Origin of the sequence: Allomesorhizobium camelthorni (assembly GCF_011045125.1) — a bacterium.
Lineage (GTDB): Bacteria > Pseudomonadota > Alphaproteobacteria > Rhizobiales > Rhizobiaceae > Allomesorhizobium > Allomesorhizobium camelthorni.
The window spans coordinates 37,568-62,649 of sequence record NZ_JAAKZF010000033.1 but is presented as its reverse complement, the minus strand read 5'-3'; the positions used below and the strand labels follow the sequence as shown (position 1 = coordinate 62,649).

32 protein-coding genes and 1 tRNA gene are annotated in these 25,082 nt (G+C 64.7%); 15 read left to right on the top strand and 18 right to left on the bottom strand.

From position 1 onward, the window contains the following. Nucleotides 1-22 precede the first annotated feature (22 nt). The 6 genes from G6N73_RS20775 to G6N73_RS20750 all read right to left on the bottom strand — a co-directional run bounded on the left by G6N73_RS20775 (nucleotide 23) and on the right by G6N73_RS20750 (nucleotide 5,854). Nucleotides 23-955: a phosphatidate cytidylyltransferase gene (locus G6N73_RS20775; protein WP_425484122.1), complete on the bottom strand. Its 933-nt coding sequence runs from the start codon at nucleotides 953-955 to the stop codon at nucleotides 23-25. Further along, nucleotides 955-1,560, bottom strand: coding sequence for a lysophospholipid acyltransferase family protein (locus G6N73_RS20770; RefSeq protein WP_206078992.1), 606 nt, complete (start codon nucleotides 1,558-1,560; stop codon nucleotides 955-957). The genes G6N73_RS20775 and G6N73_RS20770 overlap by 1 nt, the downstream gene beginning before the upstream one ends. A gap of 98 nt (nucleotides 1,561-1,658) precedes the next feature. Then, nucleotides 1,659-2,096 (bottom strand): hypothetical protein, encoded by a 438-nt coding sequence (locus G6N73_RS20765; RefSeq protein WP_206078987.1) that lies wholly within the window; start codon nucleotides 2,094-2,096, stop codon nucleotides 1,659-1,661. Beyond that, entirely contained in the window at nucleotides 2,096-3,421 is a 1,326-nt protein-coding gene (locus G6N73_RS20760; protein WP_165031056.1) for a phosphatase PAP2/dual specificity phosphatase family protein, read from the bottom strand. The genes G6N73_RS20765 and G6N73_RS20760 overlap by 1 nt, the downstream gene beginning before the upstream one ends. Before the next feature lie 13 nt (nucleotides 3,422-3,434). Next, nucleotides 3,435-5,219, bottom strand: coding sequence for a bifunctional alpha/beta hydrolase/class I SAM-dependent methyltransferase (locus tag G6N73_RS20755; RefSeq protein WP_165031054.1), 1,785 nt, complete (start codon nucleotides 5,217-5,219; stop codon nucleotides 3,435-3,437). A 26-nt stretch (nucleotides 5,220-5,245) separates the two neighbouring features. Continuing rightward, nucleotides 5,246-5,854, bottom strand: a complete 609-nt coding sequence (locus G6N73_RS20750) for a CDP-alcohol phosphatidyltransferase family protein (protein ID WP_165031052.1) — start codon at nucleotides 5,852-5,854, stop codon at nucleotides 5,246-5,248. A 127-nt stretch (nucleotides 5,855-5,981) separates the two neighbouring features. On the opposite strand from G6N73_RS20750, the gene G6N73_RS20745 reads away from it, so the two are divergent. Both G6N73_RS20745 and G6N73_RS20740 read left to right on the top strand, forming a co-directional pair. After that, nucleotides 5,982-6,599 carry a TetR/AcrR family transcriptional regulator gene (locus G6N73_RS20745; RefSeq protein ID WP_165031050.1) on the top strand — a complete coding sequence of 206 codons (618 nt, stop codon included), beginning with the start codon at nucleotides 5,982-5,984 and terminating at the stop codon, nucleotides 6,597-6,599. 135 nt (nucleotides 6,600-6,734) lie between these two features. Further along, the gene (locus G6N73_RS20740; protein ID WP_165031048.1) at nucleotides 6,735-6,875 is read left to right on the top strand and encodes a DUF1127 domain-containing protein; all 141 of its coding nucleotides are present in this window, start codon (nucleotides 6,735-6,737) and stop codon (nucleotides 6,873-6,875) included. 173 nt (nucleotides 6,876-7,048) lie between these two features. On the opposite strand, the gene G6N73_RS20735 is transcribed toward G6N73_RS20740, so the two are convergent. The 4 genes from G6N73_RS20735 to G6N73_RS20720 form a co-directional block, all read right to left on the bottom strand. After that, the gene (locus G6N73_RS20735; RefSeq protein WP_165031046.1) at nucleotides 7,049-7,333 is read right to left on the bottom strand and encodes a BrnA antitoxin family protein; all 285 of its coding nucleotides are present in this window, start codon (nucleotides 7,331-7,333) and stop codon (nucleotides 7,049-7,051) included. A gap of 54 nt (nucleotides 7,334-7,387) precedes the next feature. After that, complete coding sequence (locus G6N73_RS20730; protein WP_246252314.1) at nucleotides 7,388-7,630, bottom strand: hypothetical protein; 243 nt, start codon at nucleotides 7,628-7,630, stop codon at nucleotides 7,388-7,390. A gap of 150 nt (nucleotides 7,631-7,780) precedes the next feature. Further along, nucleotides 7,781-7,857 (bottom strand) — tRNA-Arg (locus tag G6N73_RS20725). 44 nt (nucleotides 7,858-7,901) lie between these two features. Continuing rightward, nucleotides 7,902-9,065, bottom strand: a complete 1,164-nt coding sequence (locus G6N73_RS20720; protein WP_165031044.1) for a M20 aminoacylase family protein — start codon at nucleotides 9,063-9,065, stop codon at nucleotides 7,902-7,904. Between the two features lie 214 nt (nucleotides 9,066-9,279). Between G6N73_RS20720 and G6N73_RS20715 the strand changes: the two genes are divergently transcribed. The 3 genes from G6N73_RS20715 to G6N73_RS20705 all read left to right on the top strand — a co-directional run bounded on the left by G6N73_RS20715 (nucleotide 9,280) and on the right by G6N73_RS20705 (nucleotide 12,372). Next, the gene (locus G6N73_RS20715) at nucleotides 9,280-10,452 is read left to right on the top strand and encodes a D-alanyl-D-alanine carboxypeptidase family protein (protein ID WP_165031042.1); all 1,173 of its coding nucleotides are present in this window, start codon (nucleotides 9,280-9,282) and stop codon (nucleotides 10,450-10,452) included. Further along, nucleotides 10,445-11,545 carry a GTP-binding protein gene (locus G6N73_RS20710; protein WP_165031040.1) on the top strand — a complete coding sequence of 367 codons (1,101 nt, stop codon included), beginning with the start codon at nucleotides 10,445-10,447 and terminating at the stop codon, nucleotides 11,543-11,545. Before G6N73_RS20715 ends, G6N73_RS20710 begins: the two co-directional genes overlap by 8 nt. Nucleotides 11,546-11,622: 77 nt before the next feature. Beyond that, on the top strand, nucleotides 11,623-12,372 hold the full coding sequence (locus G6N73_RS20705; protein ID WP_165031038.1) for a DUF899 family protein: 750 nt from the start codon (nucleotides 11,623-11,625) through the stop codon (nucleotides 12,370-12,372). A 19-nt stretch (nucleotides 12,373-12,391) separates the two neighbouring features. On the opposite strand, the gene G6N73_RS20700 is transcribed toward G6N73_RS20705, so the two are convergent. The 5 genes from G6N73_RS20700 to G6N73_RS20680 form a co-directional block, all read right to left on the bottom strand. Further along, entirely contained in the window at nucleotides 12,392-12,616 is a 225-nt protein-coding gene (locus G6N73_RS20700; RefSeq protein WP_165031036.1) for a sulfurtransferase TusA family protein, read from the bottom strand. 10 nt (nucleotides 12,617-12,626) lie between these two features. Continuing rightward, entirely contained in the window at nucleotides 12,627-13,895 is a 1,269-nt protein-coding gene (locus G6N73_RS20695; RefSeq protein WP_165031064.1) for a L,D-transpeptidase family protein, read from the bottom strand. Nucleotides 13,896-14,111: 216 nt separating this feature from the next. Next, nucleotides 14,112-15,062 carry an acetyl-CoA carboxylase carboxyltransferase subunit alpha gene (locus G6N73_RS20690; protein WP_165031034.1) on the bottom strand — a complete coding sequence of 317 codons (951 nt, stop codon included), beginning with the start codon at nucleotides 15,060-15,062 and terminating at the stop codon, nucleotides 14,112-14,114. 88 nt (nucleotides 15,063-15,150) lie between these two features. Then, nucleotides 15,151-16,077 (bottom strand): site-specific tyrosine recombinase XerD, encoded by a 927-nt coding sequence (locus G6N73_RS20685; protein ID WP_165031030.1) that lies wholly within the window; start codon nucleotides 16,075-16,077, stop codon nucleotides 15,151-15,153. 2 nt (nucleotides 16,078-16,079) lie between these two features. Further along, on the bottom strand, nucleotides 16,080-16,235 hold the full coding sequence (locus tag G6N73_RS20680; RefSeq protein WP_008835018.1) for a hypothetical protein: 156 nt from the start codon (nucleotides 16,233-16,235) through the stop codon (nucleotides 16,080-16,082). A 148-nt stretch (nucleotides 16,236-16,383) separates the two neighbouring features. Between G6N73_RS20680 and G6N73_RS20675 the strand changes: the two genes are divergently transcribed. The 3 genes from G6N73_RS20675 to G6N73_RS20665 are packed head-to-tail and all read left to right on the top strand — an operon-like array spanning nucleotide 16,384 to nucleotide 19,000. Continuing rightward, nucleotides 16,384-16,995 (top strand): shikimate kinase, encoded by a 612-nt coding sequence (locus tag G6N73_RS20675; RefSeq protein ID WP_165031028.1) that lies wholly within the window; start codon nucleotides 16,384-16,386, stop codon nucleotides 16,993-16,995. Continuing rightward, nucleotides 16,992-18,110, top strand: coding sequence for a 3-dehydroquinate synthase (aroB, locus tag G6N73_RS20670; protein ID WP_165031027.1), 1,119 nt, complete (start codon nucleotides 16,992-16,994; stop codon nucleotides 18,108-18,110). Before G6N73_RS20675 ends, aroB begins: the two co-directional genes overlap by 4 nt. Then, a complete protein-coding gene (locus G6N73_RS20665; protein WP_165031025.1) occupies nucleotides 18,107-19,000 on the top strand; it encodes an HlyC/CorC family transporter in 894 nt (297 codons plus the stop codon). Before aroB ends, G6N73_RS20665 begins: the two co-directional genes overlap by 4 nt. Nucleotides 19,001-19,021: 21 nt before the next feature. On the opposite strand, the gene G6N73_RS20660 is transcribed toward G6N73_RS20665, so the two are convergent. Both G6N73_RS20660 and G6N73_RS20655 read right to left on the bottom strand, forming a co-directional pair. Then, nucleotides 19,022-19,438 carry a hypothetical protein gene (locus G6N73_RS20660; protein ID WP_165031023.1) on the bottom strand — a complete coding sequence of 139 codons (417 nt, stop codon included), beginning with the start codon at nucleotides 19,436-19,438 and terminating at the stop codon, nucleotides 19,022-19,024. Beyond that, nucleotides 19,435-19,701: a type II toxin-antitoxin system prevent-host-death family antitoxin gene (locus G6N73_RS20655; RefSeq protein WP_165031021.1), complete on the bottom strand. Its 267-nt coding sequence runs from the start codon at nucleotides 19,699-19,701 to the stop codon at nucleotides 19,435-19,437. The genes G6N73_RS20660 and G6N73_RS20655 overlap by 4 nt, the downstream gene beginning before the upstream one ends. A 146-nt stretch (nucleotides 19,702-19,847) precedes the next feature. Here G6N73_RS20655 and G6N73_RS20650 point away from each other — a divergent pair, with 146 nt between their 5' ends. Continuing rightward, a complete protein-coding gene (locus G6N73_RS20650; RefSeq protein ID WP_165031019.1) occupies nucleotides 19,848-20,081 on the top strand; it encodes a type II toxin-antitoxin system Phd/YefM family antitoxin in 234 nt (77 codons plus the stop codon). Continuing rightward, complete coding sequence (locus G6N73_RS20645) at nucleotides 20,078-20,476, top strand: PIN domain-containing protein (RefSeq protein ID WP_165031017.1); 399 nt, start codon at nucleotides 20,078-20,080, stop codon at nucleotides 20,474-20,476. Before G6N73_RS20650 ends, G6N73_RS20645 begins: the two co-directional genes overlap by 4 nt. Nucleotides 20,477-20,486: 10 nt before the next feature. On the opposite strand, the gene G6N73_RS20640 is transcribed toward G6N73_RS20645, so the two are convergent. After that, nucleotides 20,487-20,789 (bottom strand): BolA family protein, encoded by a 303-nt coding sequence (locus G6N73_RS20640; RefSeq protein WP_165031015.1) that lies wholly within the window; start codon nucleotides 20,787-20,789, stop codon nucleotides 20,487-20,489. A gap of 145 nt (nucleotides 20,790-20,934) precedes the next feature. Here G6N73_RS20640 and G6N73_RS20635 point away from each other — a divergent pair, with 145 nt between their 5' ends. The 5 genes from G6N73_RS20635 to cobT all read left to right on the top strand — a co-directional run bounded on the left by G6N73_RS20635 (nucleotide 20,935) and on the right by cobT (nucleotide 25,071). After that, nucleotides 20,935-21,555 carry a J domain-containing protein gene (locus G6N73_RS20635; RefSeq protein ID WP_165031013.1) on the top strand — a complete coding sequence of 207 codons (621 nt, stop codon included), beginning with the start codon at nucleotides 20,935-20,937 and terminating at the stop codon, nucleotides 21,553-21,555. An 87-nt stretch (nucleotides 21,556-21,642) separates the two neighbouring features. After that, entirely contained in the window at nucleotides 21,643-22,629 is a 987-nt protein-coding gene (gene cobS, locus G6N73_RS20630; RefSeq protein WP_008835026.1) for a cobaltochelatase subunit CobS, read from the top strand. A 24-nt stretch (nucleotides 22,630-22,653) separates the two neighbouring features. After that, nucleotides 22,654-22,890, top strand: coding sequence for a type II toxin-antitoxin system HicA family toxin (locus tag G6N73_RS20625; RefSeq protein WP_165031010.1), 237 nt, complete (start codon nucleotides 22,654-22,656; stop codon nucleotides 22,888-22,890). Further along, nucleotides 22,887-23,156, top strand: a complete 270-nt coding sequence (locus tag G6N73_RS20620) for a type II toxin-antitoxin system HicB family antitoxin (RefSeq protein ID WP_165031008.1) — start codon at nucleotides 22,887-22,889, stop codon at nucleotides 23,154-23,156. The genes G6N73_RS20625 and G6N73_RS20620 overlap by 4 nt, the downstream gene beginning before the upstream one ends. A gap of 16 nt (nucleotides 23,157-23,172) precedes the next feature. Continuing rightward, a complete protein-coding gene (gene cobT / locus G6N73_RS20615) occupies nucleotides 23,173-25,071 on the top strand; it encodes a cobaltochelatase subunit CobT (protein ID WP_165031006.1) in 1,899 nt (632 codons plus the stop codon). The last annotated feature ends 11 nt before the right edge of the window (nucleotides 25,072-25,082 follow it).

Below are 25,082 nucleotides of genomic sequence, written 5' to 3'. Positions count from 1 at the left end.
AAGCGAATTCTCAAACGGTCTCTCACACGGTCCAGAAATAGCGGACGATGTGGAAGAACACAGGGGCCGCGAAGACGAGGCTGTCGGCGCGGTCCATCATGCCGCCATGGCCCTCGATCAGATGGCCCCAATCCTTGACGCCCTGGTCACGCTTGATCGCCGAGGCGACGAGGCCGCCGAGAAAACCCATCAGGCAGGCGAGGAAGGCGACACCGGCGGCCTCGAGCGGCGAGAACGGCGTCAGCCAGGACAGCAGCGCGCCGAGCGCGCTGGCGCTCAACAGGCCGCCGATCAGGCCTTCCCAGGTCTTGGACGGCGATACGGTCGGCGAAAACCGGTGCTTTCCGAAAAGCTTGCCGAAAATATACTGCAGGACGTCGCTGCCCTGGACGGTGACAATCAGGAAGGCGATCAGCAGCAGGCCGCGATTTTCGTAGCCGGGGATCGGCAAGGTCATGAGCGCCGGCACGTGGCTGACGCAATAGACCGCCATCATTACCGCCCATTGCTGCGCCGCGATGCGCTCCAGGAAGCGCTCGGTGTCGCCGTGCAGAGCGGTGATCGCCGGCATGATCAGGAAGCAATAGACCGGAATGAAGATGGTGAAGAGGCCGTACCACTCGGTCCACACCAGCCAGTACTGCACCGGGATGATGATGCCGAACATGCCGAGCAGCACCCAGTGGTCGCTGCGCCGCGAATGGGTCAGCGTCACGAATTCGCGCAGCGCCGCAAACGAGATCAGAGCGAACAGCACGATCATGCCGTCCTTGCCGAACAGGAAGGCGATGGCGATCAGCGCCACCATCACCCACCAGGCCTTGATGCGCTGGTTGAGATTGACCAGCGTCGCGTTTTGAGGATCGGCTGCCCGCCAGGTCAATATGCCGGCCACCATGCTGGCGGTGGTGAGCACCCCGGCAAGGCCGAGAACCAGAAGCGTGGTTTCGCGCATCATCGGGAAGATCTCCGGCTGGTGGACGGGTCGAGCGCCAGAAGCGCCGCATGGGCGCGGCTGAGGAAATCGCGGCGGTCCTCGTTTTCGGCGACCGCGATCGGTGCGCCGAAGATAACGCGGCAGAGAAGCGGCACCGGCAGGAACTGGCCCTTAGGCAGCACGCGCGACATGTTCTCGATCCAGCAGGGGACGAGTTCGACATCGGGCCGGGCGATTGACAGATTGTAGAGACCCGAGCGGAAGCGCAGCAGCGGCTCGTCGGTCATGTTGCGCGTGCCCTCCGGGAAGATGATGAGGGAATCGCCCTTGTCCAAAACGTCGAGCATGATCGCGATCGGGTTCTGGGCGGGCTCCGTCCAGGCGCGGTGAACCAGCACGGAACCAAGCATATCCTCGGCGATGAAGCAGCGCAGCCTGGTCTTGCCCCAATAATCGGCGGCCGCGACGGCGCGGGTGCGGGCGCGTTCGCTTGCCGACAGGCAGGCCGACAGCAGGATGAAATCGCCATGGCTGGCGTGATTGGCGAAATAGATGCGCTGGCGCTCGGTCGGTCCGGAACCGCTCCAGATCGGCCGCACGCCGGTGACGGCGCGCGCCAGCATGGCCAATGCGGCCGAGGCGATCGCGCCGAGCAGGCGGCCGCCCTTCGGTTTCGCGTTGCCGGGCGTTTCGAGCCTGCCTTGGACTGCCATCGTCTCGCTCATGGTTGGAACGCCAGCGGTGCGGCCGCGACCGCAATGGCGAAGACGGCCAAAGCGAGGCGCTGCCGGAAAACCAGCCGCCGCGCTCCGCCCATGCGTTCGGAAAGGCTGCGCACGCGGTCGGGTTTCGGCTTCAGGCGCATGCGCGCCAGCGCATCGTCGACCGCCGCTCCGCCTGCCGTCTCCTCGTCGTAACTCGCCATCAGGTGGAAAAGGGCGGCGTCGAAGCGGATGAGCGCCGACAGAGCGAGGACGGCGAGCCCGCTTACCGTGGCGACGATGGCGACTGCCGCCGCCGGCCAGCTATTCGGCGCGACCGCGCCGGCGAGTGCAGCCAGCGGCGCGGCTGCCAGCACGGCCGCCACGATCACAGCCGGCCACAGGGCCTGCCGCGCCAGCCAGTCTGCGAAGCCGTCGCAGGTCTCCGGTATCGGCATCACTCCGCTGGCTCCTTTGCTGCAATGAGCGGCGGTGCAAGGTGGACCGGCCGTCCAGTCTTGCGCAGCATTGCTTCCGCCGCGGCCCAGTCGTTCGCCCTGCCGGTCGAAACCAGCCAATGGGCGACCGCGCCGGCGCTGCGCTGGAAGCCGAGCGCGCAGCAGACCAGCACGGCGCCGCGCGTGCGCGCCGCCTCGATCGCCTGCGCGGCGCGTTCGAGATCGGGAGCGGAAGGCCGAACGAGGTCCATCGCGGCGATGCTTATCCATGTGGGCGTCGGTCCGAACGGCTTTTCGAACTCGGCGGCCAGATCGACGACCGTGTCACACCCTTCGCTTTCGCCCGATCGCGGAAAGCGGCCGAGAAACACGCCGTCGGCGATTTCGACCCGCGCCGGCAGACGCCGCGTCCACGCCCAGGCGTTGATCCACGCACTGAGGCGATAAGGCGCGAGCAGCAAGCGGCTGGCCAGCGAGACCGTCCCGTCATCTTCTTTCTGAAAGATATTTGCGCCCGCGCCGAAATAGCCGAAGGCGACGATGGCGAGCGCCAACGCCGGCCACAAAAGAACGAGCCAGACGGCCGAAGCGAATGCGCCGACCACGGCGGCTGCCAGGAGCAGCACCGCGCCTGCTGCGTAATATGCGCCGAGCCGTCTTGCCCAGGGATCTCCGGTCAGGGCAAAGTCAGTGAAGGGCAGGGCGCCGGCACGCGGAAACAGCCACAGCGCGAACAGGCCGAGCAGCGCGCCGGTCGGGATGTCGATGAAATGATGCTGCCAGGTGGTCAGCACCGACGCGCCGATGAGCAGGCACCAGCCGTGCCATACGATTTTTGCCGGCCCGGAGAACCGGCAGCGGAGATGATCCCAGATGATGACGAGCAGCGCTATATGCAGCGACGGCGCCTGGTTGAACGGCTTGTCGAAGCCGCCGAGCACGGCGAACATGAAGCCAGGCAGGCCCGTGGTTTCGGGCCGCACGAAAGTCGCAGCCAGCGGAAAGGCCAGGAAACAGGCGACGGCGACGATCTGCGCGGTCAGGTAGCGCCCGGCAAGGCGGTCGACGCCGCTTTTCGTGTGGTTGACGAACTGCGACAGCGCGTAGAACAGGTTGATCGACCAGTAGGGCACGATGGTCCAGGCCATGAAGGGGACTGCGCGCTCCCAGTCGAAGACGATGCTGCCGACATCGTCGCGCAGGGAGGCGAGCCAGTTGGCCGTGCCGTAGGTCAAGTAGAAGAACGGCGCGAGGAACAGCAGCCACAGGGCGGCCCGTTTCGCCACCGGCCCATAGGGTTCTGCAACCATTTCCTGCACGTGCATTCGGACAAAAACCTCAGATGCGCTGGGCGAGCGACACGGTGAAGATGCCCCACTGGTCGATGCGCTGGTCGAGCTTGCGGAAGCCGGCGGCCTCGACAAGCTGGTCCATCTCGCCCTGCGTGCGCCGGCGCATCACCCAGGCTTCGCCGCCGCGATGAGAGGTCAGGCTGCGCGCGATCATTTCGAGCTGCGGGTGCCAGGGCTGGTTGGTGTAGATCAGCAGCGCGCCAGGCGTCATGGCGCGGGCAAGGCCACTGAGCGACCGCGCGATCAGCGCATTGTCCGGGAAAAGTTCGTAGAGGCCGGAGACGATGGCGAGGTCGGGCGCGGGCTCCTGCGCGGCGAGCGCATCGCCGTCGAAGGCGTCGGCGCGGTGGAACGAAAAGCTCGGCGGAAGCCTGCGCGCCGCGATCAGCTTCTGGCCGGCCGCGACATTGATGTCGGAATAGTCCTGCAGGCGCACAGCGGCCGGCTGGTCGGGACATCTGGCGATCGCGTCGAGCACGTAGCGGCCGTGACCGGCGGCGATGTCGAGCACGTTTGCCGGCCGGCCGGCCTGTTTCAGCCGTGCTATCGCCGCCGGGACCATCTCCTCCAGGTGAACTTTGCGCTGGCGGATGCCGCGCCAGCCTATGGCGTCGAGGAAGATGCGGTCGACGGCGCGGCCCACCGGGCCAACGCCCCGCGCCTCGTTCTCATAGACATAGTCGAGGGTGGAGCCGGAATCGAAGCCGGTATCCACGCCGGTCTTGAGGCCGGCGGAGAACCACGCGCCGAGCTTTATGAAGGCGCGGTTCAGCGCCCAATAGAGGCCCTTCGGCGAGAACGCATCGAGCGGGGAGGCGAGCCGGTCGGCCTCATCGCGGGTGAAGCCCGACAGGTGCGCGGCGGTCAGGTCTGCGCGCGCGACCGGCTTTGCGAATTGCTCGGTGATGAAGCGCCGGACATCACCGACCGCCGGCGCGCGGTCACGCTCGCCCAGCGTGTCATGGAAAAAGCCCTTCAGCACATGGCGCTCCTTGATGGAACTGCCGAGATTGACGAAGAACTCATGCTGCGGGGCATGCCTGACCACCCAGTCGCTGCCCGAGATCAGCAATTGCGTCGGCACGGTGATGGCGCGGGCGTCGCTCACCACGCGGGCGGCGTGCCGGTAAAGCTCGACCAGTATGTTCGAGGCGATCGGCCGCGTGATCAGCGGGTCGGCTTCGAAGGAGGCGATGCGCTCCGGATCATGGGTCAGGAATTTCGCCTTCACGTAAGAATTGACGAAGAACACGCCGCGCAGCTTCTGCCACAGCGCGATGCTCTCCTTGGCGAAGGGCACGTAGAGCTTTACCGAGAATGCGGGCGATGCCAGCACCAGCGCGCGGATATCGGGTGCGTAGTCGTGGACCCAGGTCGCGGCCAGCACCGCGCCGACGGATTGCGCGACGACCGCCATGTCGCCGGGCTTGAAGCCGTCCCGCGACTCGATCTCGCGCATGAAGCAATCGACGTCCCGCACCGATGCGGCGAAGGAGGGCGAATAGCCGCGCTGGCCGGGCGACCTGCCATGGCCGCGCGCGTCCCAGGCGTAGAAGGCGTAGTCATGCATTGCGAGTTCGTCGACCAGATGGGCGACGCGCCCGCCATGCTCGTGGCCGCGGTGGAACAGGACGATTGCGCCCTTGGGGGCAGCGCTCGCCGCCGGCCAGCAGCGGTAGAAAATCTCGGCGCCGTCATGCGAGAGAAAGGTGCGCTCGACAGCGGGTCGCCCGGCGGCAGGCGGCGCGGCGGACAAGGTCTCGTGCGGCATTTGCGGGGTTCCTTTGAGGGTGCAAATCAGGCCGTGGCGGCGGCGAGGCCGGCGCGGACCCGGTTGACGGCGGTGACCAGCGACAGGAGCGCCATCGCCGGAAATATCCACGGCGCGATCAACGGAAGGGCGAAGCCCGCCGCGACCAGCACTGCGATGACGCCAAGCGCCAGAGCCCGGTCGCTCTTGCCGAACGGGCCGGCATAGTTGCGGCCGGAGCCCGCCGCCACGCCGAGCACGCCGGCGAATTCGGCAAGGATCGCGGCCATGGCGAAGGCGGCCACGCCCCAGGCGGGAAAGACTGCCACCAGCGCGAAGGGAAGGATGAGCGCGAGGTCGGAGACGACATCGCAGAGTTCGTTCAGATACATTCCGAGCCGCGAGGCCTGGCCGTGTTCCCGCGCCAGCATGCCGTCCATGGCGTTGAGCGCCATGCGGATGAACAGCACCGCCGGCAGCAGCAGGAACACCCAGCCGACAGTCGGAAACGTCGCGATGGCGACTCCGGTCGCGACCGACAGGAAGGCGGCGGCGAGCGTCACCTGGTTGGCGGTTGCGCCGTTTGCGGCGAGCATGTCGACCAGCGGCCTGAGCGTCGATTGGAATGCAGGTTTCAGCGCGTAAAGTGTCGGCATCAGAACGGCTCCCCCGAGTCCGTTAACCTTGACCTGAACCACGTTCACGTCACTATTGCCACAACCGTGAACGATGTTCAAGATGTTTGTGAACGGTGTTCAAATTGTGACGGCCAAGGATGGAGCATTGGCGAAGAAGACGCAAGAACGGCGCGAGCAGCTCAGGCGGTCGCTGATCGACATCGCCGAGCGCAGGATCGCCGAGAGCGGTTATCCGGCGCTGACGGCGCGCGAGGTGGCGGGCGAAGCGGGCTGCGCGGTCGGCGCCATCTACAACATTTTTCCGGACATGGACGCGCTGGTGGCGGCGGTCAATTTGGGCACGGTGGCGCGGCTCGAGGCGGCGGTCGCGGCAGCCTTCGCGCGCGACCCTTCGAGCGCATTGCCAAAGCGCGCGCTGACGCTGCTCGGGCAGACCTATTTCGAGTTCGTGCTGGCCAACCCCCGGCTGTGGTCGGCGATTTTCGAGCTCGGCTTCCGCGCCTCGAAGGATGTGCCGGAACGGCAGGTCGCCGAGCACATCCATCTCATCGGCCATATCGTCAAGCCGCTGCGCCAGCTTTTGCCGCAGGAGAGCGAGGAGCGGTTGTCGCTGCTTGCAAAATCGCTGTTTTCCGCAGTGCACGGCATCGTCAGCCTCGGCCAGCAGCGGCGCTTCATGGCGGTGCCGCCGGCAGAGATCGCCGAGCAGATCACCTTCATCGTCGAGGCGTTCTGCGACGGCGTGGTCGCCCGCAGGGGTTGAATGTCCGAATTCCCGATCACGCCCTTGTGCAATGCAAAATTTGCATTGCCGCCATGCAAGAGCGGTTGTTCAACATTGAACCGCTCGTACCTATCTGTGGCTGGCAAAACGAATACCGGACTGAACGAGGGTACCATGAACCTGATCCGCAACTACCGTAACTGGCGCCGCTATCGCGATACCGTGAACGAGCTGAGCCGCCTGTCGAACCGCGAACTCAACGATCTCGGCATCAATCGCGCCGATATCACCGCAGTCGCCAACAAATCCCTTTAACACTATTCGGCGGGGCTCTCCTCCCTCCCTGCCGGAGCCGGCCAGCTTCTTTCCCCCTCCCCTGGATGCTGGCCACACCAAAGAAAAGCCCGCCGGTCCGTCCGGCGGGCTTTTTGTTTGGCGGGTCCTGACGCGGCGGCGGATCAGCCGGCTTCCCGCGGCTTGCCGATGCGTCAGTCGTCGTTGGTGGCGTTCAGCTCTTCGGGCCGCTTGCCCTCCTCGGACAAGCCGGACAGGCCGGCCGCCTCGCGCAGCGCGGCGTTGATGCGCTCCTGCCAGCCCGGACCGTCTTCCTGGAAATAGTCGAGCACGTCGCGGTCGATGCGGATCGACACGAGTTCGCGTGGCGCGGGCACTCGCTGGAGGATGGGCGCGGCCGGCGCGAGCTTTCTCGCCGGCTTGAAGGCGGCTTCGGCGGCAGCCATCGGATCGGTGGGTCGGCGCGGTGTTTTTGACATTGTTCTGGTCCCGAACCTCTGTGCCCGGCCGCTATGCGGCCGTGAGCGATACCGCTAGCGGCTGCGCTTCTTCTTCGTCTTGGCGGGGGGCGGGTTGGCGGCCGCTTCCGCGCGCTCCTTCGCCTCCTTCGCCTCGCGCAGCGCCTTCAGCCGGGCGGTCTTCTTCTCGCGCGCCTCGACGCGGTCGTCATTGATGCTGCGGGCGATGGCGTCGGTGGCTGCGGCCTTCAACTCGCCCGACCGCAACCGCAGATGCGGCGGCACCGCCATGTTCTGACTTTCCTCTTTGCGGGCCATGCCAAACTCCATATTGCGGCGCGGGCGTCGTCATTCGCCGGCAATTCACGCTGTTTTGGCAATCATTACACCATGATGGCCGCTATTGCCGCAATTTTTGCGCAGGCGGCGGGGTTCGCCTGGCGGGTGCTTGCCAGATACAGAGGGGAATGGTGATCCCGACTGGATTCGAACCAGTGGCCTACAGATTAGGAATCTGTCGCTCTATCCTACTGAGCTACGGGACCGACCGCCACGACACATAATCGCTTCGCGCGCTTTCGCCAAGCGTCTAAGCAGACAGCGCGGATTCGGCAAGCCGCACCCAATAGCTCATGCCGTGCGGAATGACCTCGTCGTTGAAATCATAGGCCTCGTGGTGGAGGTTGGCGCTGTCGCCATTGCCGATGAAGATGAAGGCGCCGGGCCGGGCCTCCAGCATGTAGGAGAAATCCTCGCCGCCCATCACCGGCTGCATGGCGCGCTGGACCTGGCCGTCGCCGGCGATGGCGGCCGCGATGTCGCCTGCAAACACAGCCTCGTCCGGGTGGTTGAAGGTCACGGGATAGTTGGCGTCATAGTCGACATGGATCGTCGCGCCATAGGTCGCGGCGATGCCGTCGCAGATGGCGTGGATGCGCTCGCGCGCGAGCGCTGCCACTTCCTTCTTCAGCGTGCGCACCGTGCCGGCGAGCTCGACCTTTTCGGGGATGACGTTGTAAGCGTCGCCGCCATGGAACTTCGTCACGGTTACGACCACGGATTCGACAGGATCGGTGGTGCGCGAGGCGATGGTCTGGAACGCGGTCACCACCTGGCTCGCCACCACGATCGGGTCGATGGCGCGGTGCGGCATGGCGGCGTGGCCGCCCTTGCCCTTCACGGTGATGGTGAATTCGGCGGTGGCGGCCATGATCGGGCCGGGCCGGATGGCGAACTGGCCGACGGGAAGGCCGGGCATGTTGTGCATGCCGAATACGCGTTCGATGCCGAAGCGCTCCATCATGCCGTCCTTGACCATGGCCAGGCCGCCGGCGCCGCCTTCCTCGGCCGGCTGGAAGATCACCGCGACCGAGCCTGCGAAGTTGCGGGTCTCGGCCAGGTATTTGGCCGCGCCGAGCAGCATTGCGGTGTGGCCGTCATGGCCGCAGGCATGCATCTTGCCGGGAACCCCTGAGGCGTAAGGCTTGCCGCTGGCCTCGTTGATCGGCAGCGCGTCCATGTCGGCGCGCAGGCCGATGTTGCGGCCCGGTCCCAGGCTGCCGCGGATGATGCCGACCACGCCGGTGCGGCCGATGCCCGGCACGACCTCGTCGCAGCCGAATTCGCGCAGCCGATCCGCCACGAACGCCGCCGTCTTGAACACGTCGTAGCCCAGTTCCGGCGTCTGGTGGATATGGCGTCGCCAGCCCGTCACTTCGTCGTGCATCTCGGCGGCTCGGTTCAGGATGGGCATGATGGGGCGCTCTCCGTTGGCGCGGGAATCGCTCTCCCCGCAAATTGAAATCATCCTACAGCTTTGCCATCTTGGCGTCACATAGGCTAAATAGCACCGGGCAAGTTCCCGGGCGCGGGCAGTGAGGGCCGGATCGCCCCGCTTGGCGATATGCCCCGGTCCCAAAAACCTATGGGCCAGGGAACTATTAGGGCAAGAGGCGATTTCGGGCATCATGCGGCGCAGATTCATTCTCACGACGGTTCTTTCGGGCGTACTTGCCCTGGCGGCAGGCTTCCCGGCCGGCGCAAATCCCTCGCTTCTGATCGACACCAGGACCAACCAGGTGATCGAGAGCGAAAATCCTTTTCAGCGCTGGTATCCCGCGTCGCTCACCAAGCTGATGACGACCTATGTGGCGTTTCGCGCGGTGCAGGCCGGCGAGGTGTCGATGACCTCCCCGGTCGTCATCTCCAAGAAGGCCGCCAAGCAGCCGCCGAGCAAGATGGGCTATCCGGTAGGCTCGGAACTGACGCTCGACAATGCGCTGAAGATCATCATGGTGAAGTCGGCCAACGATGTCGCGCACGCGATCGGCGAGAGCATCGCCGGCTCGCAGTCAGGCTTCGCAGAGCGGATGAACGCCGAATCGCGCCGGCTCGGCATGACCGATTCCAACTGGGTCAACCCGCACGGCCTGCATGACGACAACCAGTACACGACGGTGCGCGACCTCGTCATCCTTTCGACCGCGCTGCGCCGGGAATTCCCGGAATATATGAACTACTTCGCCATCGAGGGGCTTTTGGCGGGCGACAAGGTTCTGCCCAGCCACAACAACCTCATCGGCCGCTTCGATGGCGCCGACGGCATGAAGACCGGCTATACCTGCCCGTCCGGCTATAATCTCATTGCCTCGGCGACGCGCAACGGCCGCACGCTGCTGGCGGTTGTCGTTGGATCCGAGACCGTGAAGTCGCGCGACGAGAAGGCCGCGGCGATGCTTGCGCGGGGCTTCACCGTCTCGACGTCCCGCGGGCCATCGCTCAGCGAATTGAAGCCGTCTGGCAAGGGGCCGAACAAGCCGGTCAACATGCACAAGGAACTGTGCACCAAGGAGGCGCGGGCCGCGCGCGCCAAGGCCGAGAAGGAACTCGCCAAAGGAAGCAAGGAAGGTTCCCAGAAGCCGCCCCAGCAGGTCTATCTCGGCGAGATGACGCGCGGGCGCGTGCTGGTCAAGGTCGAACTCGGCGGAGCGACCGGGCCGCTCTCACCGGCAGCCGCCGCCATTGCCGCCGCCAACCGGGTCTATGCCGACGTTCCGATCCCGACCTGGCGTCCCGACAAGCCCGTGCCGGGAACGGCTGCTTCCCAACAGGGCGACGAAACAGGCAAGCCGAGTGGCTGAGTTCCCAATTCCCGTATCGGTGCTGACCGGCTTTCTCGGCGCCGGCAAGACGACGCTGCTCAACCGGCTCTTGAAGGATCCGGCGCTAACCGACACCGCCGTCATCATCAATGAGTTCGGCGATGTCGCGATCGACCATCTGCTGGTCGAGCAGTCTTCCGACGGCGTCATCCAGCTATCCGACGGGTGCCTGTGCTGCACGGTGCGCGGCGAACTGGTCGACACGCTGGCCGATCTCGTAGACCGCCTGCAGACCGGCAAGATCGCCCGGCTGAAGCGGGTGGTCATCGAGACGACGGGGCTCGCGGACCCGGCCCCGGTGCTGCAGTCCATCATGGGCCATCCCGCACTGGTGCAGGCGTTCCGGCTCGACGGCGTCATCGCCATGGTCGACGCTGTCAATGGCGAGGCCACGCTCGACGCCCATGTCGAGGCGGTCAAGCAGGTCGCGGTCGCCGACCGCATCGTCATCGCCAAGACCGATCTGGTCGCCGACACGCAAGCGCTGGAGCGGCTTCGTGCCAGGCTGCGGAAGATCAATCCGGGCGCGCCGCTGCTCGATGTCTCGACCGCCGGCGTCTCGGGACTGCTCGATTGCGGGCTCTACGATCCGGAGACCAAAACCGCCGACGTTCGCAAATGGCTTGGCGCCGAGGCGGAGCATGCGGCGCATCACCATGCCGGGCATGATCATGACCATGATCACGACCACGAACACCGGCACGACCAGCGCGTCCGCTCGTTCACGCTGGTTCATGACCGGCCGGTGCCCTATGCGGCGATCGAGATGTTCCTCGATCTCCTGCGCTCGGCGCATGGCGAAAAGCTGCTGCGGATGAAGGGCGTCATCGAGCTTGCCGAAAGTCCGGAGCGTCCACTTGTGGTGCACGGTGTGCAGAAGCTTCTGCACCCGCCGGCCCGGCTGCCGGCCTGGCCCGACGAGGTACGCGGCACAAGGCTGGTGCTGATCACGCTGGACATGCCGGAGGACTATGTGCGCCGGCTGTTCGCCGCTTTTACCAACCAGCCGCAAGTCGACACGGCCGATCGCGCGGCGATGGAAAACAACCCATTGGCGATTGCCGGCCTTTGAATGGGCTTCACGAACTCGCCTTGCCGCGCCCAACGGAGACCCTAGCTTCCGACTCGACGTGAGAAGGATGCGCGACAATGAACATCGCCTTTCCCGGCGAGTCCGCCGAATATAGAGCTTCCCGCGATCGCCTGCTGGCGAAGGAGATCGAACTGCGCCGCGCCATGGAGGCGGTTTCGGTCCTGCGGCGCGAACTGCCGCCGGGCGGGCTTATTCCCGAAGACTACGTTTTCGAAGGCCTCGGCCCGGACGGCGTTCCGGCCAGGTTGAAGCTCTCGGAGTTGTTCGCTCCGGGCAAGGACTCTCTGGTCGTCTACAACTTCATGTTTCCCCGCTATCCCAAGGACGACCGGCCCGGCCCCGCCGAGGGCGCGACGGCGCGCCTGAAACTGGAAGAAGGACCGTGCCCCTCATGCGTAGCCTTTCTCGATTCGCTGGATGGCGCGGTGAAGCATGTGGAAGCAGCAGGGTTCGATTTCGTGGTGATCGCCAAGGCGCCGCTCAACCGGCTGACCACATTCGCCAAGGAACGTGGATGGCGGAACCTGCGCCTGCTGTCGGCCGCTGGGAACAGTTTCAAGCGCGACTACCTTGCCGAGACGCCCGAAGGATTCCAGATGCCGATGGTCACGGTTTTTCATCGCGACGGCTCTGAAATCCGGCACTTCTGGAGTTCGGAGATGCTTTACGCACCCGCCGATCCCGGCCAGGATCCACGCCACGCCGGCACCATCGAGCCGTCCTGGAACATTTTCGACCTGACGAGCGAGGGCAGGCCTGCCGACTGGCAGGAACAACTGGAATACGACTGGCGCATTCGCGGATGAGGGGCGGCTCCTGTGAGGGTCAGCCGCGTTCGATGAGAAAGCGGTGGCAGCCGGGCTGCTCTTCCGTCGCCATCAGCCGGTGGCCGTCCTCGGCGCAGAAGGCGGGGATGTCGATGATCGCGAGCGGGTCGGTTGTTTCGAGCCAAAGGCGGCTGCCGGGCGCCATGGCCGCAAGCCGCTTCTTCGCCTTCAGGACGGGCAGGGGGCAGTTGAGCCCCCTGAGATCATAGACGTCGTCAGCCAAGGGCGGCTGCTCAACTGCCGAACATGTTGGTGATGCGCCTGGTCATGTTGCCGAGCAGGCCGGGCTTTTCGGCAGGCGGGGCCTGCACGGCGACCGGCGCGGGCGTTGGAACGACAGCCGTTTCGACAGGCGCCGGCGCTTCGGCGGCTGCCTTGGCGGCGAGTGCGGCGGCGGCCTGTTCCTCGGCTGCCCTCTTCTTGGCTTCAGCGGCCTGCTTCTTCGCCGCCTCGGCGGCTTCGAGCGCGGCGAGCCGCTTTCCGGCCGGCGAATCGATGCGGCCCATGCGGGAAGTCGCGGTCACCTTGCCGTCATGCGACAGCGACGGCGGCTCGACCGGAACACGCTCGCCGCGCGCGCGCTTGCGGGTCCATTCCGAAACCAGGCTGGCTTCCTTGAGGCCGGCGATGGTCGGCTTGGGCGCCGGCACGTTCGAGTTGACCGCGCTCGAAAACGCGGCTTCGTAGGTCGAACGGTAGGACTGGTAGGCTGTCTTCAGCGAGTCCGGCTGGGTGAAGGGAGGGCAGGCGTCGCTGGCCGAGCCGAACTGGGCGCCGCCCTCGGGGATGCGGTTGAAAACATAGCGCTTCTCGCAGACATCGACCTTCGGCGGCACCTTGGTGATTTCGAAGTGGTCGTAACCTTCCTTCAGCATGGTCCAGAACTCATAGTTCGGATCGTTGCGGTAGCGCGCCATGTTGGCGGCCGTCATGCGGAAGGGAAACGCCTGGATCTGGAATTCGGTCTGGCCGCCCTGGAAGGCGTCGCGGCCGAAGGCGTAGATCTGCTCGATCTGCTCGTCGGTCATCGAATAGCAGCCCGACGAGGAGCAGGCGCCGTGCACCATCAGGTTCGAGCCGGTGCGGCCGTGCGCCCGGTCAAAGGCGTTGGGATAGCCGATGTTGAAGGCGAGGTGATAGTTCGACCTGGGGTTCATCTGGTGCGGCCGCACCGCGTAGAACCCTTCAGGCGCCTGGCGGTCGCCCTCGATGAATTTCGGGCCGAGCTTGCCCGACCACTTGCAGATATCGTACGCCGCGATCATGTCGTAGCGGCCGTTGGTCTTCTGCTTCCAGATCTCGACCTTGCCTTCTTCCTTGAAGACGCGCGCCATGACCGGCGAATTGCGGGGCATGCCCTTTGCCTTCATCTGCGCCAGTATCTTGGGCGGCAGTTGCTTGTTGGCCTGGGGCGAAATGTCCTCGAATGTGGTCGATCCGTTGCAGCCCGCCACGGCGAGCATGGCAAGCAGCAGTCCGGCGCGGGCGATATTTGCATTCATCGGCATGAATAGTCTTCGTTTCCGTCGTACTGACCGTACCGCGGTCCCCCGCCGGTCCAGTCCAATGGTCGCGACCGTAAGCCCGTTAACCTTGAAATTTGATTACCACAAGCAGCAAGAGCAGACTCTCCGACTATCCATTGACAGAAAACTGGCGGCAATTTTGTGGCGAAATCTGGGAGCAGTGCCGCAAGATCGCACGAGGGCGGCGTCAAATCAGAGGTTGCGGCCGATCGCCAAATACTTTTCGCGGCGGTGCTCGCGGAAATCCATGTTCTGCGATCCGAACTCGCGAAGGCTCTTTGCAATCCGGTCGCCGGTGGCGCTGATCACCGCTTCGGGGCCGCGATGCGCCCCGCCCAGCGGCTCGGGGATGATCGCGTCGATGATCTTCATGTCGAGAAGATCCTGCGCGGTGATCTTCATGTTGGTCGCAGCATCCTTGGAGCGCGTCGTGTCGCGCCACAGGATCGAGGCCGCGCCCTCCGGCGAGATCACCGAATAGATGGCGTGCTCCAGCATGTAGACGCGGTTGGCGGTGGCGATGGCGATGGCGCCGCCGGAGCCGCCTTCGCCGATCACTACCGAGACCGAGGGCGACCTCATGGAAAGACATGCCGAGGTGGAGCGGGCGATGGCCTCGGCCTGGCCGCGCTCTTCCGCGCCGACGCCGGGATAGGCGCCGGCGGTGTCGACCAGCGTCACCATCGGAATGCCGAAGCGGTCGGCGAGTTCCATGATGCGCACCGCCTTGCGGTAGCCTTCGGGCCGCGGCGAGCCAAAATTGTGCTTGAGGCGGCTCTTGGTGTCGGAGCCTTTTTCCTGGCCCATCACGGCGATCGGCTCGCCGCGAAAGCGCGCGAAGCCGCCTACGATGGCGTTGTCCTCGCCGAAGGCGCGGTCGCCGGCCAGCGGCGTGAAGTCGGTGAACAGCCCCGCGATATAATCGAGGCAGTGCGGCCGGTCGGGATGGCGCGCCACCTGGACCTTCTGCCACGGCGTCAGCGACTTGTAGGCGTCGCGCAGTGCGTCGCGCGAGCGCTTCTCCAGCCGCATGATCTCGTCGCCGACATCTACCGCCTCGCCATTCTCCGCGAGCTTCTTCAGCTCGATGATCTTGCCTTCGAGATCGGCAACCGGTTTTTCGAAATCGAGATAATTATACATGCGCGAGCGGACCGAATTGCCTGAAGAGAAAGATGGCGCGTTACTTAGACCAGCGGCTTTGGGCCGCGAAACGTGCCTTCACATAGCGTTAGCCCGATCTGTCGGCAAGCGGGTGATGGTCGTTGACCAGGCGCACCAGCCTTTCCTCAAGTACATGCGTGTAGATTTGCGTCGTCGATATGTCGGAGTGGCCGAGCAACTGCTGGACCGCGCGCAGGTCCGCGCCGTTCTGCAGGAGATGGCTGGCGAAAGCGTGGCGGATGACGTGCGGCGATATTTTCGCTGCGGCGATGCCGGCGCGGGCGGCGAGCGCCTTGAGTTCGCGCGCGAACACCTGGCGCGGCAGATGCCCGCTTTCCGAGGAAGCGGGAAACAGATACGGGCTTTCGGCCAGCGCCGGCGTGGCGTTGCGCACGTCCATCCAGGCACGCATGGCGGCGCGCGCCTTGGCCGACAGCGGCACCATGCGCTCCTTGTTGCCCTTGCCGCGGACGATGAAGTAGCGCTCGTCGCGCAGCGCGACGTTTACTGGCAAGCCGACCAGCTCGGAAACGCGCAGGCCCGTCGCGTAGAGCACCTCGACCAGCGCATGCATGCGCCTGGCGGCGAGAAGCGATCCGTGGCCGGCGGAGCCGTCGGCGGCTTCCAGCGCCGCCCGGTCGAGCAGCCGGCCGGTCTCCGCCACGCTCATCGTCTTCGGCAGCGGCCGGTCCTTCCTGGGGCTGTCCAGCGTGCCGGTAGGGTCGTCGGCGCGCAGCCCTTCGGCGTAGAGAAACTTGTAGAACTGGCGCAGCGCCGAAAGCTTGCGGGCCTGCGAAGTGGGGGCGAAGCCGCGCGAGGCGATGTCGCCGAGATAGGCCCGGATGGCGCCCGCATCGGCCTCCGCCAGGCGTCCGCCAAGCTGCTCGGCGGCGTCTTCGAGGTCGCGGCGATAGGAGGAAAGCGTGTTTTCGGCAGCGCCGCGTTCGGCGCTCATCATTTCGAGGAAGGCTTCGATGCGCGCGGCGCTGCGCATGATTATTGCCGCGGCTTCGGATTGAGCTTCTCGGTCGGGACGCGGACCGACATCTCGCCCTTCTTCGGCTCGACATACATGACCAGCGCAAACATCGCGCCATAGACCAGTCCGGCCAGTATGCCCAAGGTCACCAGAAACCGGATTAATGTCGGCATAAATAAGCTCGTCCGAATATATGCGTCCCCGTTCCGTTATGGGACGGGGGGCAGGTCAGTTCAAGGGGCGGGCACCGATAGCGGGGCCGGCGCTTGACGCAAACCGCCTTTTCATGTCGAAACGCCCGCGAGAGCTCCAGAGGGCCGGATGGGTACAGAGGCGCTAAATGCGACGGCGGGCAGCCAGGCCGAGGTGCTCAGGCATCTCGGGCAGCGCTCTATCGTCTTTGTCGGGCTGATGGGCGCCGGCAAGACCGCCATCGGCCGCAAGGTCGCGGCGGCGCTCGGCCTGCCGTTCACCGACAGCGACCACGAGATCGAGAACGTGTCGCGCATGACCGTGCCGGAACTCTTCGAGCGCTACGGCGAGGCCGAGTTCCGGGCGCTGGAGCAGCGGGTCATCCTGCGCGTGCTGGAAAGCGGCCCGCAAGTGCTGTCCACCGGAGGCGGGGCGTTCATGAACGGGCAGACCCGCGCCGCGATCGAGGCGAACGGCGTCTCGGTCTGGCTGAAGGCCGATCTCGACACGCTGATGGAGCGCGTCGCCAAGAAGCAGAACCGGCCGCTGCTCAAGAATCCCGATCCGCGCGGGGTGCTGGAAAGGCTGATGATCGAGCGCTACCCGGTCTATGCGCTGGCGGCGCTGACCGTGCCGACGCGCGACGAACGCAGGGACGTGATCGCCGCCGAGGTGATCGAGGCGCTGCATCGGCATTTCGGACAAGCCGACTCCAACAACCCCCCGAAGGACAGGACATGAGCGCAAACGCGGTGACAGTGGAGGTTGGGCTCGGCGCGCGGAGCTACGACATACTGATCGGTCCGGGGCTGATCGGGCGCGCCGGCGAGGAGATCGCCGAACGCCTGCCGGGCATCCGCGCGGCCATCGTCAGCGACGAGAACGTCGCCGCCCACCATCTCGGCGCATTGTCGAAGAGCCTTTCCCGAAGCGGCATCGAATCCACGTCGATCGTGCTTCCGGCCGGCGAGAAGACCAAGAATTTCGACGCGCTGCAGCAGGTCGTGGACGGCGTGCTTGCAGCGCGGCTGGAGCGCGGCGATGCGGTGATCGCGCTCGGCGGCGGCGTCATCGGCGACCTCGCCGGCTTCGCCGCCGGCATTGTCAGGCGCGGGATGAATTTTGTCCAGATGCCCACCTCGCTGCTGGCGCAGGTCGATTCCTCCGTCGGCGGCAAGACCGGCATCAACACGGCGCATGGCAAGAACCTCGTCGGCGTCTTCCACCAGCCGCGTCTCGTGCTGGCCGACACCGGCGCGCTCGACACTCTGCCCGCACGCGAATTCCGCGCAGGCTATGCGGAAGTAGCCAAATACGGCCTCATCGACCGCCCGGATTTCTTCGCCTGGCTGGAGAAGAACTGGAAGGAAGTGTTCGACGGCGGGCCGGCGCGCACCGAAGCCATCGCGCAATCATGCCGCGCCAAGGCCGAGGTCGTGGCCCGCGACGAGTTCGAGACCGGCGACCGGGCGCTGCTCAATCTCGGCCACACATTCGGCCACGCGCTGGAGGCGGCGACGGGTTATGACGGCGCGCGCCTCGTGCATGGTGAAGGCGTGGCCATCGGCATGGCCTTGGCGCACAGGTTCTCGGCCCGGCTCAACCTCGCCAGCCACGATGATGCGGCGCGGGTCGAAGCGCATCTCGCCGCCGTCGGCCTGCCTTGGCGAATGGCCGACATTCCAGGCCCGCTGCCAGATGCCGAGCGCCTGCTTGCCTATATCGCGCAGGACAAGAAGGTGTCGCGCGGCGCGCTGATCTTCATCCTGACGCATGGCGTCGGCCAATCCTTCATCGCTCGCGATGTGCCTGCATCCGAAGTGCTCTCCTTCCTCCGGGAGAACCATCCCGGATGAGCGCCGACGCCGTCATTGTTGCAGGCGTTTTCCTCGCCCTCATTGCACTGGCGCTCGTCTTCCGTACGCGGCTGCTGGCGGCGTTCGGCCTCGAACTCGGCCGCATCGAGCCGCCGCTTTCGGCGCATGAGGAATTGCGCGAGACGGTCGCCGGCCTGCACCGGGAGGGCGGCGTGGTGAAGCAGGACCGCGACCGCATGGGCGCGCTGCTCGATCTGCACGAGCTCGAAGTCTCCGACGTCATGGTCCATCGCCTGAACATGCGCTCGGTCAATGCCGACAACCCGCCCGAAGCGGTGGTGCGTGAGATCCTGCAGAGCCCGCATACGCGCATGCCGCTGTGGCGCGGCTCGACCGACAACATTGTCGGAGTGCTGCACGCCAAGGATCTGCTTCGCGCGCTGAACGATGTCGGCAATGATTTTTCGCAGATCGACGTGATGAAGATCGCCGCGAAGCCGTGGTTCGTGCCGGACACGACAACGCTGCAAGACCAGCTCAACGCCTTCCTGCGCCGCAAGGCGCATTTCGCCATCGTGGTCGACGAGTATGGCGAGGTCGAAGGGCTGGTCACTCTCGAAGACATCATCGAGGAGATCGTCGGCGAGATCGCCGACGAGCACGACATCGACATGCAGGGCGTCAAGCAGGAGGCGGACGGCTCGGTGGTGGTCGATGGCTCGGTGCCGATCCGCGACCTGAACCGGGCGCTCGACTGGGAACTCCCCGACGACGAAGCGGTCACCATCGCCGGCCTGGTCATCCACGAGGCGCAGTCCATCCCCGAGGAGAAGCAGGCCTTCACATTCCATGGCAAGCGCTTCGTGGTGATGAAGCGCGAAAGAAACCGGATCATGCGGCTCAGGATCAAGCCGGCGGTGGAGGGGTGACCATGATGGGCGGTGTCATCTTCAGCGGTTGCGGCTGATGGCAGACGCTTGCTTGCCGCGGCTGATGAAGGTGCGCATTAGCGGCAGAAAAAATGCCTTGCTGAACCGTCCGATCGGCGCCTCAGGCTCCAGGTAGAATGATTCTCCGACAATATCGGTGTTGTATTCGTCGAATATGATCCAGAGCCGCAGCCCGACGTCCAGGCTTGCACGTCGCTTCTCCGTTTCCGGAATTTCAACGGCAAACCGGCCGGCGTGAGGCTCCTTGCTGGTGATCGGAAACAGAACGAGCAAATCGCCATCAATGCGGCGCAGGCGGACGCCCACTGTTACGGGACGACGTTTTCGGCCCTCGGTTTCTCCACGGCCAGCTTCACGCGCCCAAAGATAGGGATACCGGATTACACAAGCGGTCTGGATCGAACCGAAACTCGTCACCTGGCCGCCTCGTCGTCCTCCGCATAGGAGTCGACCGCTGCTTCGATCTCGTCGAGCAGGGTAGCGGGCGTGGTTTCGATCGTACCCGAATGGCGGGTATCGGCACGCGCCTTGAGCCGGCGGTAGTCCTCGATATTCAGGAGAACGAGGCGCGGCTTGTTGCGCTGTGTGATGGTCACGGGGTGACGCAACGCTTCCGCGATGATGTCGCCGGATTTCCGGGACAGGTCACTCGTCGAATAGGTTTGATCAGTGTTGGGCATTACAGCATTCCTGCCAATCATGGAATTGCTGTAAATTACAGCGTTATATCCAATGCCGCAAGTCGACCAGAAATAGTATCAATGACCATGGTCATTGACCATAGTCATTAAGGTTGCTATTTTGGTAATTAGATCGGAGGCGTCTCATGACCACCCATGTATCGAAGTCGCGGTTCAAGGCGAAGGCGCTGGAATATTTTCGGCAAGTCGAGACCAGTGGCGAACCGATTATCGTGACAGACCACGGCAAGCCGGCTTTGGAAATCCGGCGAGTCGAGGAGAAGAAGCGTGATCCTCTGGAGGAGCTGAAAGGAACTGTCCTTTGGTATGACCGGCCGTTCGACCCAGTCGACGAGGACGAATGGGAAGTCCTCAAGTGATACTGATCGATACCCACGTCCTTGTTTGGTGGGCAGGCGGCGAGCATCGGCGATTAAGCGGGCCGGCAAAGAACGCGTTAAATAAGCAGCGAGACGGTGGGCAAATATTCATTTCGTCCGCGTCAGCTTGGGAAATAGCAATTCTTGTCGCTCGAGGTCGTATCGGCATTTCCAAAGACATACTCGGATGGCTGAATGCCATCGGTCGAATGGACGGTGTTGAGTTCGTTCCGATCAACAATGAAATCGCCGTTATGAGCACGCAACTGGCTGGCGAGTTCCACAAGGATCCTGCTGACCGGTACATAGTCGCCACCAGCCAGAAATTGACGGTACCCTTGGTGACCGCGGACGAGAAGATCCGGCGCTATCCGCACGTCCAGACGATCTGGTAGGCAGCCACCCTCACCACCTCGTCTTCTCGCCCGGCGCGGCGGGCTCGATCGCCAGCGCGTGCAGTCCGGCGTCGAATTCGCCGGCCAGCGCCGCGTTCACCGCGCGGTGGCGCTCGATGCGGCTCATGCCGGCGAATTTCGGCGACACGATCCGGATGCGGAAATGCGTCTCGCCCTTGCCGTCGAATTCGGCGTGGTGGCCGCCGGCCGTGTGATGATGCCCGGCATGCAGATGGCTCTCGTTGATGACCATCAGCCGCTCCGGCGCAAACGCCTCTTTCAGTTTTGCTTCCATCGTCGCCGCTATGGACATTGCCGTCTCCTTCGCCCACATGTGTCGGCGCCGCCACAAAAAACACCGAAGTTCCGGATTAATCCGCGATTCAGCGGGTTAGGGCGATCCTCGTCGAAATGTCAATTCTTGTTTCGCATCGCGAATACCCCATAAATGGGTCGAGATGAGCACCTATTCGAAATATTTCGAAAAGATCCGCGTGCGTCCGGATCGCAAAGCCGCGGAGGCGGAGCCGCGCGCGCCGATCTGCCAGTGGGACGGCTGCAGCGAGGCCGGCACGCATCGCGCGCCGGTCGGCCGCATGAAGGAAGGCGAGTACTTCAGGTTCTGCTTCGCGCATGTGCGCGAGTACAATAAGGGCTTCAACTATTTTTCCGGCGTGCCTGATTCGGAGATCGCCCGTTTCCAGAAAGAGGCGCTGACGGGGCATCGGCCGACCTGGGCCATGGGCTCCAACGGCAATGCGCGCTCCTCGCCGGATTTCGCCACCAAGCGCTCCGGCCGTGCCGGCTACTACAACCGCGTGCGCGATCCCTTCAATCTGTTCGACGGTCCGCGCGACCGCTCGGAGCCGCGCGAGCGCAAGGCCAAGCCGCTTGAGGCCAAGGCGCTGGAAACGCTTGGTCTAACCGTCAAGGCGACTGGCGCGGAGATCAAGGCGCGCTATAAGGAACTGGTAAAGCGCCACCATCCCGACGCCAATGGCGGCGACAGGGGTTCGGAAGACCGGTTCCGCGATGTGCTGCAGGCTTATCGCGTGCTCAAACAAGCGGGTTTGTGTTAGACCGCTGTTCTGCTAAAGACCGCGCCCGAGAGAAGAGAGATTGCCGGCGAAAGGTGATGCTTTCGCGCGTGGAGATTGATGGTCTAGATGAATAAAGTCGATCGCGATATCGCAAACCTTCCCGACACCACAGTGTCGGTCAAGCAAACCTTCGGCTTCGAATCGACGATGGTGGTGCCGGCCTATTCGGCCGCCGACGCGCATGTGCCGGATATCGATCCCGACTACCTGTTCGACAAGCAGACGACGATAGCGATCCTGGCGGGCTTCGCCTACAACCGCCGCGTCATCGTTTCAGGCTATCACGGCACCGGCAAGTCGACCCATATCGAGCAGGTCGCCGCGCGCCTCAACTGGCCCTGCGTGCGCGTCAATCTCGACAGCCATGTCAGCCGGATCGACCTCGTCGGCAAGGATGCGATCGTGGTCAAGGACGGCATGCAGGTCACGGAATTCCGCGACGGCATCCTGCCATGGGCCTATCAGCACAATGTCGCGCTCGTCTTCGACGAATACGACGCCGGGCGTCCCGACGTGATGTTCGTCATCCAGCGCGTGCTGGAATCGGCCGGCCGCCTGACGCTGCTCGACCAGAGCCGGGTCATCCGCCCGCATCCGGCCTTCCGGCTGTTCGCCACCGCCAACACGGTCGGCCTCGGCGATACTACCGGCCTCTATCACGGCACGCAGCAAATCAACCAGGCGCAGATGGACCGCTGGTCGATCGTCACCACGCTCAACTATCTGCCGCACGACGATGAGGCCGCGATCGTGCTGGCCAAGGCCAAGCATTACCGCAACGACAAGGGCCGCGAGATCGTGGGCAAGATGGTGCGCGTCGCCGACATGACCCGTTCCGCTTTCATGAACGGCGATCTGTCGACGGTGATGAGCCCGCGCACGGTCATTATGTGGGCAGAGAACGCCGAGATCTTCGGCGATGTCGGCATGGCGTTCCGGCTGACCTTCCTCAACAAATGCGACGAACTCGAACGCACCATCGTGGCCGAGTTCTACCAGCGCGCCTTCGGCGAGGAACTGCCGGAGAGCGCGGCGAACGTGGTGCTGGGCTAGCGCGAGAGGGCCGGTGGTGGCTGTATGGGCAAGACGATCGAGCGTATGCGTGCCAATCCGAGGTCGGATTGGCAGATCGGCGATGTCGAGAAGGCGTGCCGCGAGGCCGGTGTCGCCTGCATGAAGCCAGCGGGCGGATCGCACTACAAGGTCGGCAATCCCAAGGGCGGGCGTCGATTTACGATACCTGCTCGGCGCCCCATAAAGGCGATCTATATTATCAAGCTGGTGCAATTCCTCGACGAGGAGGGTGCCCGATGATCGAGAAATCCAACCTGAAGACTGCGGACGGCTCGCCATTCGACCCGGCGCGCTACGAGGTCGTTCTGCGACCCCTTTCAGACGAGGAAGGAGGCGGGTGGCTGGCGACGATCCCGGCCTTGCCGGGGTGCACCGGTGACGGCGAAACGGAGATGGAAGCCATAGAAGACGTACGGCTCGCCGCGCTCGAATGGGCGCATGCAGCGACTGTCGACGGCGATCCGATCCCAGCACCGCCCCGCACAAGTCCGATGGCAGCCGAATAGAGGTCAATTTCGTCCGATGGCGGGTCCCGGAGACAACACGCGCAACAAGCCCAAGACGGGCGGCGACGCCGATGTGTTCAAGCGCGCGGTGACGGTCTGCATGCGCGCGATTTCCGGCGATCACGAGCTGGAAGTCGGCTTCGCCAAGGACAAGCCGGCACTTGCAGGCAACCGCGCCCGGCTGCCCGAAATGCCGAAGAAGCCGACCGCGACCGACATTTCGGTGACCCGCGGCATCGGCGATTCCATGGCGCTGAAGCGCGCCTGCCACGATCTTCGCATCCACTCGAAATTCGCGCCGGAAGGCAAACAGGCGCGCGCCGTCTATGACGCGATCGAGCAGGCCCGTGTCGAGGCCATCGGCTCTCGCGCAATGGCGGGCGTCGCCGACAATATCGGCTCTATGCTTGAGGACAAATACGCCAAGGCCAATCTCGCCGATGTCCGCGACCAGGCCGACGCGCCGATCGAGGAAGCGCTGGCGCTGATGGTGCGCGAAAAGCTGACCGGCCGCGCCGCGCCCAAGAGCGGCGAGCGGATGGTCAATCTCTGGCGCAAATGGGTGGAGGATAAGGCCGGCGCCGATCTCGACGGGCTGGCCGGAAAGCTCGAGGACCAGCAGGCCTTCGCCCGGGTCGTGCGCGAGATGCTCGCCTCCATGGAGATGGCAGAGGAGCTCGGCGACGACCAGGAGAGCGAAGAGGCCGAAGAGAGCGACGAGAACCAGCCGCAGGGCGAGGAAAACAGCGAGGAGGGTGGCGAGGACGATTCCGGCGCCGAGCAGTCGCAGGCCGAGGACGCCGAAGCCGCTTCCGAGGAGGAGCAGCAGGGCGAGGTGGAGGCCTCCGACGCCACCGCGGAGGACGTTTCCGATGACGAGGACGCCGACGCAGAGACGCCGGGCGAGGCCAAGCGCAAGGACAACCTCTTCGCCGATTTGCCGCGCCAGATCGACTACAAGATCTTCACCACGAGTTTCGACGAAACCGTGGGCGCCGAAGAGCTTTGCGACGAGGAAGAACTCGACCGCCTGCGCGCCTTTCTCGACAAGCAGCTCGCCAATCTGCAGGGCGTCGTCGGCCGCCTCGCCAACCGGCTGCAGCGCCGCCTGATGGCGCAGCAGAACCGCTCCTGGGATTTCGACCTCGAAGAGGGTTATCTCGATCCGGCGCGGCTGGTCCGCGTCGTTATCGATCCGATGCAGCCACTGTCGTTCAAGCAGGAGCGCGACACCAAGTTCCGCGACACGGTGGTGACGCTGGTGCTCGACAATTCGGGCTCGATGCGCGGCCGGCCGATCACGGTCGCGGCCACCTGCGCCGACATACTGGCGCGCACGCTGGAGCGCTGCGGGGTCTCGGTCGAGATCCTCGGCTTCACCACCCGCGCCTGGAAAGGCGGGCAGGCGCGCGAGAAATGGCTGAAGGACGGCAAGCCGCCGAGCCCCGGCCGCCTCAACGATTTGCGCCACATCATCTACAAATCGGCCGACATGCCGTGGCGGCGGGCGCGGCGCAATCTCGGCCTGATGATGCGCGAGGGCCTGCTCAAGGAAAACATCGATGGCGAGGCGCTGCTCTGGGCGCATCAGCGGCTGATCGCGCGGCCCGAGCAGCGCAAGATTCTGATGATGATCTCGGACGGCGCGCCAGTCGACGATTCGACGCTGTCGGTCAATCCGGGCAATTACCTGGAGCGGCACCTGCGCGCGGTGATCGAGCTTATCGAGACGCGATCGCCCGTCGAGCTTCTGGCCATCGGCATCGGCCACGACGTGACGCGCTACTATCGCCGCGCCGTTACCATCGTCGACGCAGAGGAGCTGGCCGGCGCGATGACCGAGCAGCTTGCCTCGCTGTTCGGCGAGGAGAGTGTCCGCGAAACCCGCCGCGGCGGGCTCAGGCGGGCTTCGTAGATGAACAAGGC

Bases quoted from the DNA above. Each gene is read 5' to 3' on its own strand.
- G6N73_RS20775 (WP_425484122.1), bottom strand. From the start codon at position 955: ATGCGCGAAACCACGCTTCTGGTTCTCGGCCTTGCCGGGGTGCTCACC.
- G6N73_RS20770 (WP_206078992.1), bottom strand. From the start codon at position 1,560: ATGCTGGCGCGCGCCGTCACCGGCGTGCGGCCGATCTGGAGCGGTTCC.
- G6N73_RS20765 (WP_206078987.1), bottom strand. From the start codon at position 2,096: ATGCCGATACCGGAGACCTGCGACGGCTTCGCAGACTGGCTGGCGCGG.
- G6N73_RS20760 (WP_165031056.1), bottom strand. From the start codon at position 3,421: ATGCACGTGCAGGAAATGGTTGCAGAACCCTATGGGCCGGTGGCGAAA.
- G6N73_RS20755 (WP_165031054.1), bottom strand. From the start codon at position 5,219: ATGCCGCACGAGACCTTGTCCGCCGCGCCGCCTGCCGCCGGGCGACCC.
- G6N73_RS20750 (WP_165031052.1), bottom strand. From the start codon at position 5,854: ATGCCGACACTTTACGCGCTGAAACCTGCATTCCAATCGACGCTCAGG.
- G6N73_RS20740 (WP_165031048.1), top strand. From the start codon at position 6,735: ATGAACCTGATCCGCAACTACCGTAACTGGCGCCGCTATCGCGATACC.
- G6N73_RS20735 (WP_165031046.1), bottom strand. From the start codon at position 7,333: ATGTCAAAAACACCGCGCCGACCCACCGATCCGATGGCTGCCGCCGAA.
- G6N73_RS20730 (WP_246252314.1), bottom strand. From the start codon at position 7,630: ATGGCCCGCAAAGAGGAAAGTCAGAACATGGCGGTGCCGCCGCATCTG.
- G6N73_RS20720 (WP_165031044.1), bottom strand. From the start codon at position 9,065: ATGCCCATCCTGAACCGAGCCGCCGAGATGCACGACGAAGTGACGGGC.
- G6N73_RS20715 (WP_165031042.1), top strand. From the start codon at position 9,280: ATGCGGCGCAGATTCATTCTCACGACGGTTCTTTCGGGCGTACTTGCC.
- G6N73_RS20705 (WP_165031038.1), top strand. From the start codon at position 11,623: ATGAACATCGCCTTTCCCGGCGAGTCCGCCGAATATAGAGCTTCCCGC.
- G6N73_RS20695 (WP_165031064.1), bottom strand. From the start codon at position 13,895: ATGAATGCAAATATCGCCCGCGCCGGACTGCTGCTTGCCATGCTCGCC.
- G6N73_RS20690 (WP_165031034.1), bottom strand. From the start codon at position 15,062: ATGTATAATTATCTCGATTTCGAAAAACCGGTTGCCGATCTCGAAGGC.
- G6N73_RS20685 (WP_165031030.1), bottom strand. From the start codon at position 16,077: ATGCGCAGCGCCGCGCGCATCGAAGCCTTCCTCGAAATGATGAGCGCC.
- G6N73_RS20680 (WP_008835018.1), bottom strand. From the start codon at position 16,235: ATGCCGACATTAATCCGGTTTCTGGTGACCTTGGGCATACTGGCCGGA.
- G6N73_RS20675 (WP_165031028.1), top strand. From the start codon at position 16,384: ATGGGTACAGAGGCGCTAAATGCGACGGCGGGCAGCCAGGCCGAGGTG.
- aroB (WP_165031027.1), top strand. From the start codon at position 16,992: ATGAGCGCAAACGCGGTGACAGTGGAGGTTGGGCTCGGCGCGCGGAGC.
- G6N73_RS20665 (WP_165031025.1), top strand. From the start codon at position 18,107: ATGAGCGCCGACGCCGTCATTGTTGCAGGCGTTTTCCTCGCCCTCATT.
- G6N73_RS20655 (WP_165031021.1), bottom strand. From the start codon at position 19,701: ATGCCCAACACTGATCAAACCTATTCGACGAGTGACCTGTCCCGGAAA.
- G6N73_RS20650 (WP_165031019.1), top strand. From the start codon at position 19,848: ATGACCACCCATGTATCGAAGTCGCGGTTCAAGGCGAAGGCGCTGGAA.
- G6N73_RS20640 (WP_165031015.1), bottom strand. From the start codon at position 20,789: ATGTCCATAGCGGCGACGATGGAAGCAAAACTGAAAGAGGCGTTTGCG.
- G6N73_RS20635 (WP_165031013.1), top strand. From the start codon at position 20,935: ATGAGCACCTATTCGAAATATTTCGAAAAGATCCGCGTGCGTCCGGAT.
- cobS (WP_008835026.1), top strand. From the start codon at position 21,643: ATGAATAAAGTCGATCGCGATATCGCAAACCTTCCCGACACCACAGTG.
- G6N73_RS20625 (WP_165031010.1), top strand. From the start codon at position 22,654: ATGGGCAAGACGATCGAGCGTATGCGTGCCAATCCGAGGTCGGATTGG.
- G6N73_RS20620 (WP_165031008.1), top strand. From the start codon at position 22,887: ATGATCGAGAAATCCAACCTGAAGACTGCGGACGGCTCGCCATTCGAC.
- cobT (WP_165031006.1), top strand. From the start codon at position 23,173: ATGGCGGGTCCCGGAGACAACACGCGCAACAAGCCCAAGACGGGCGGC.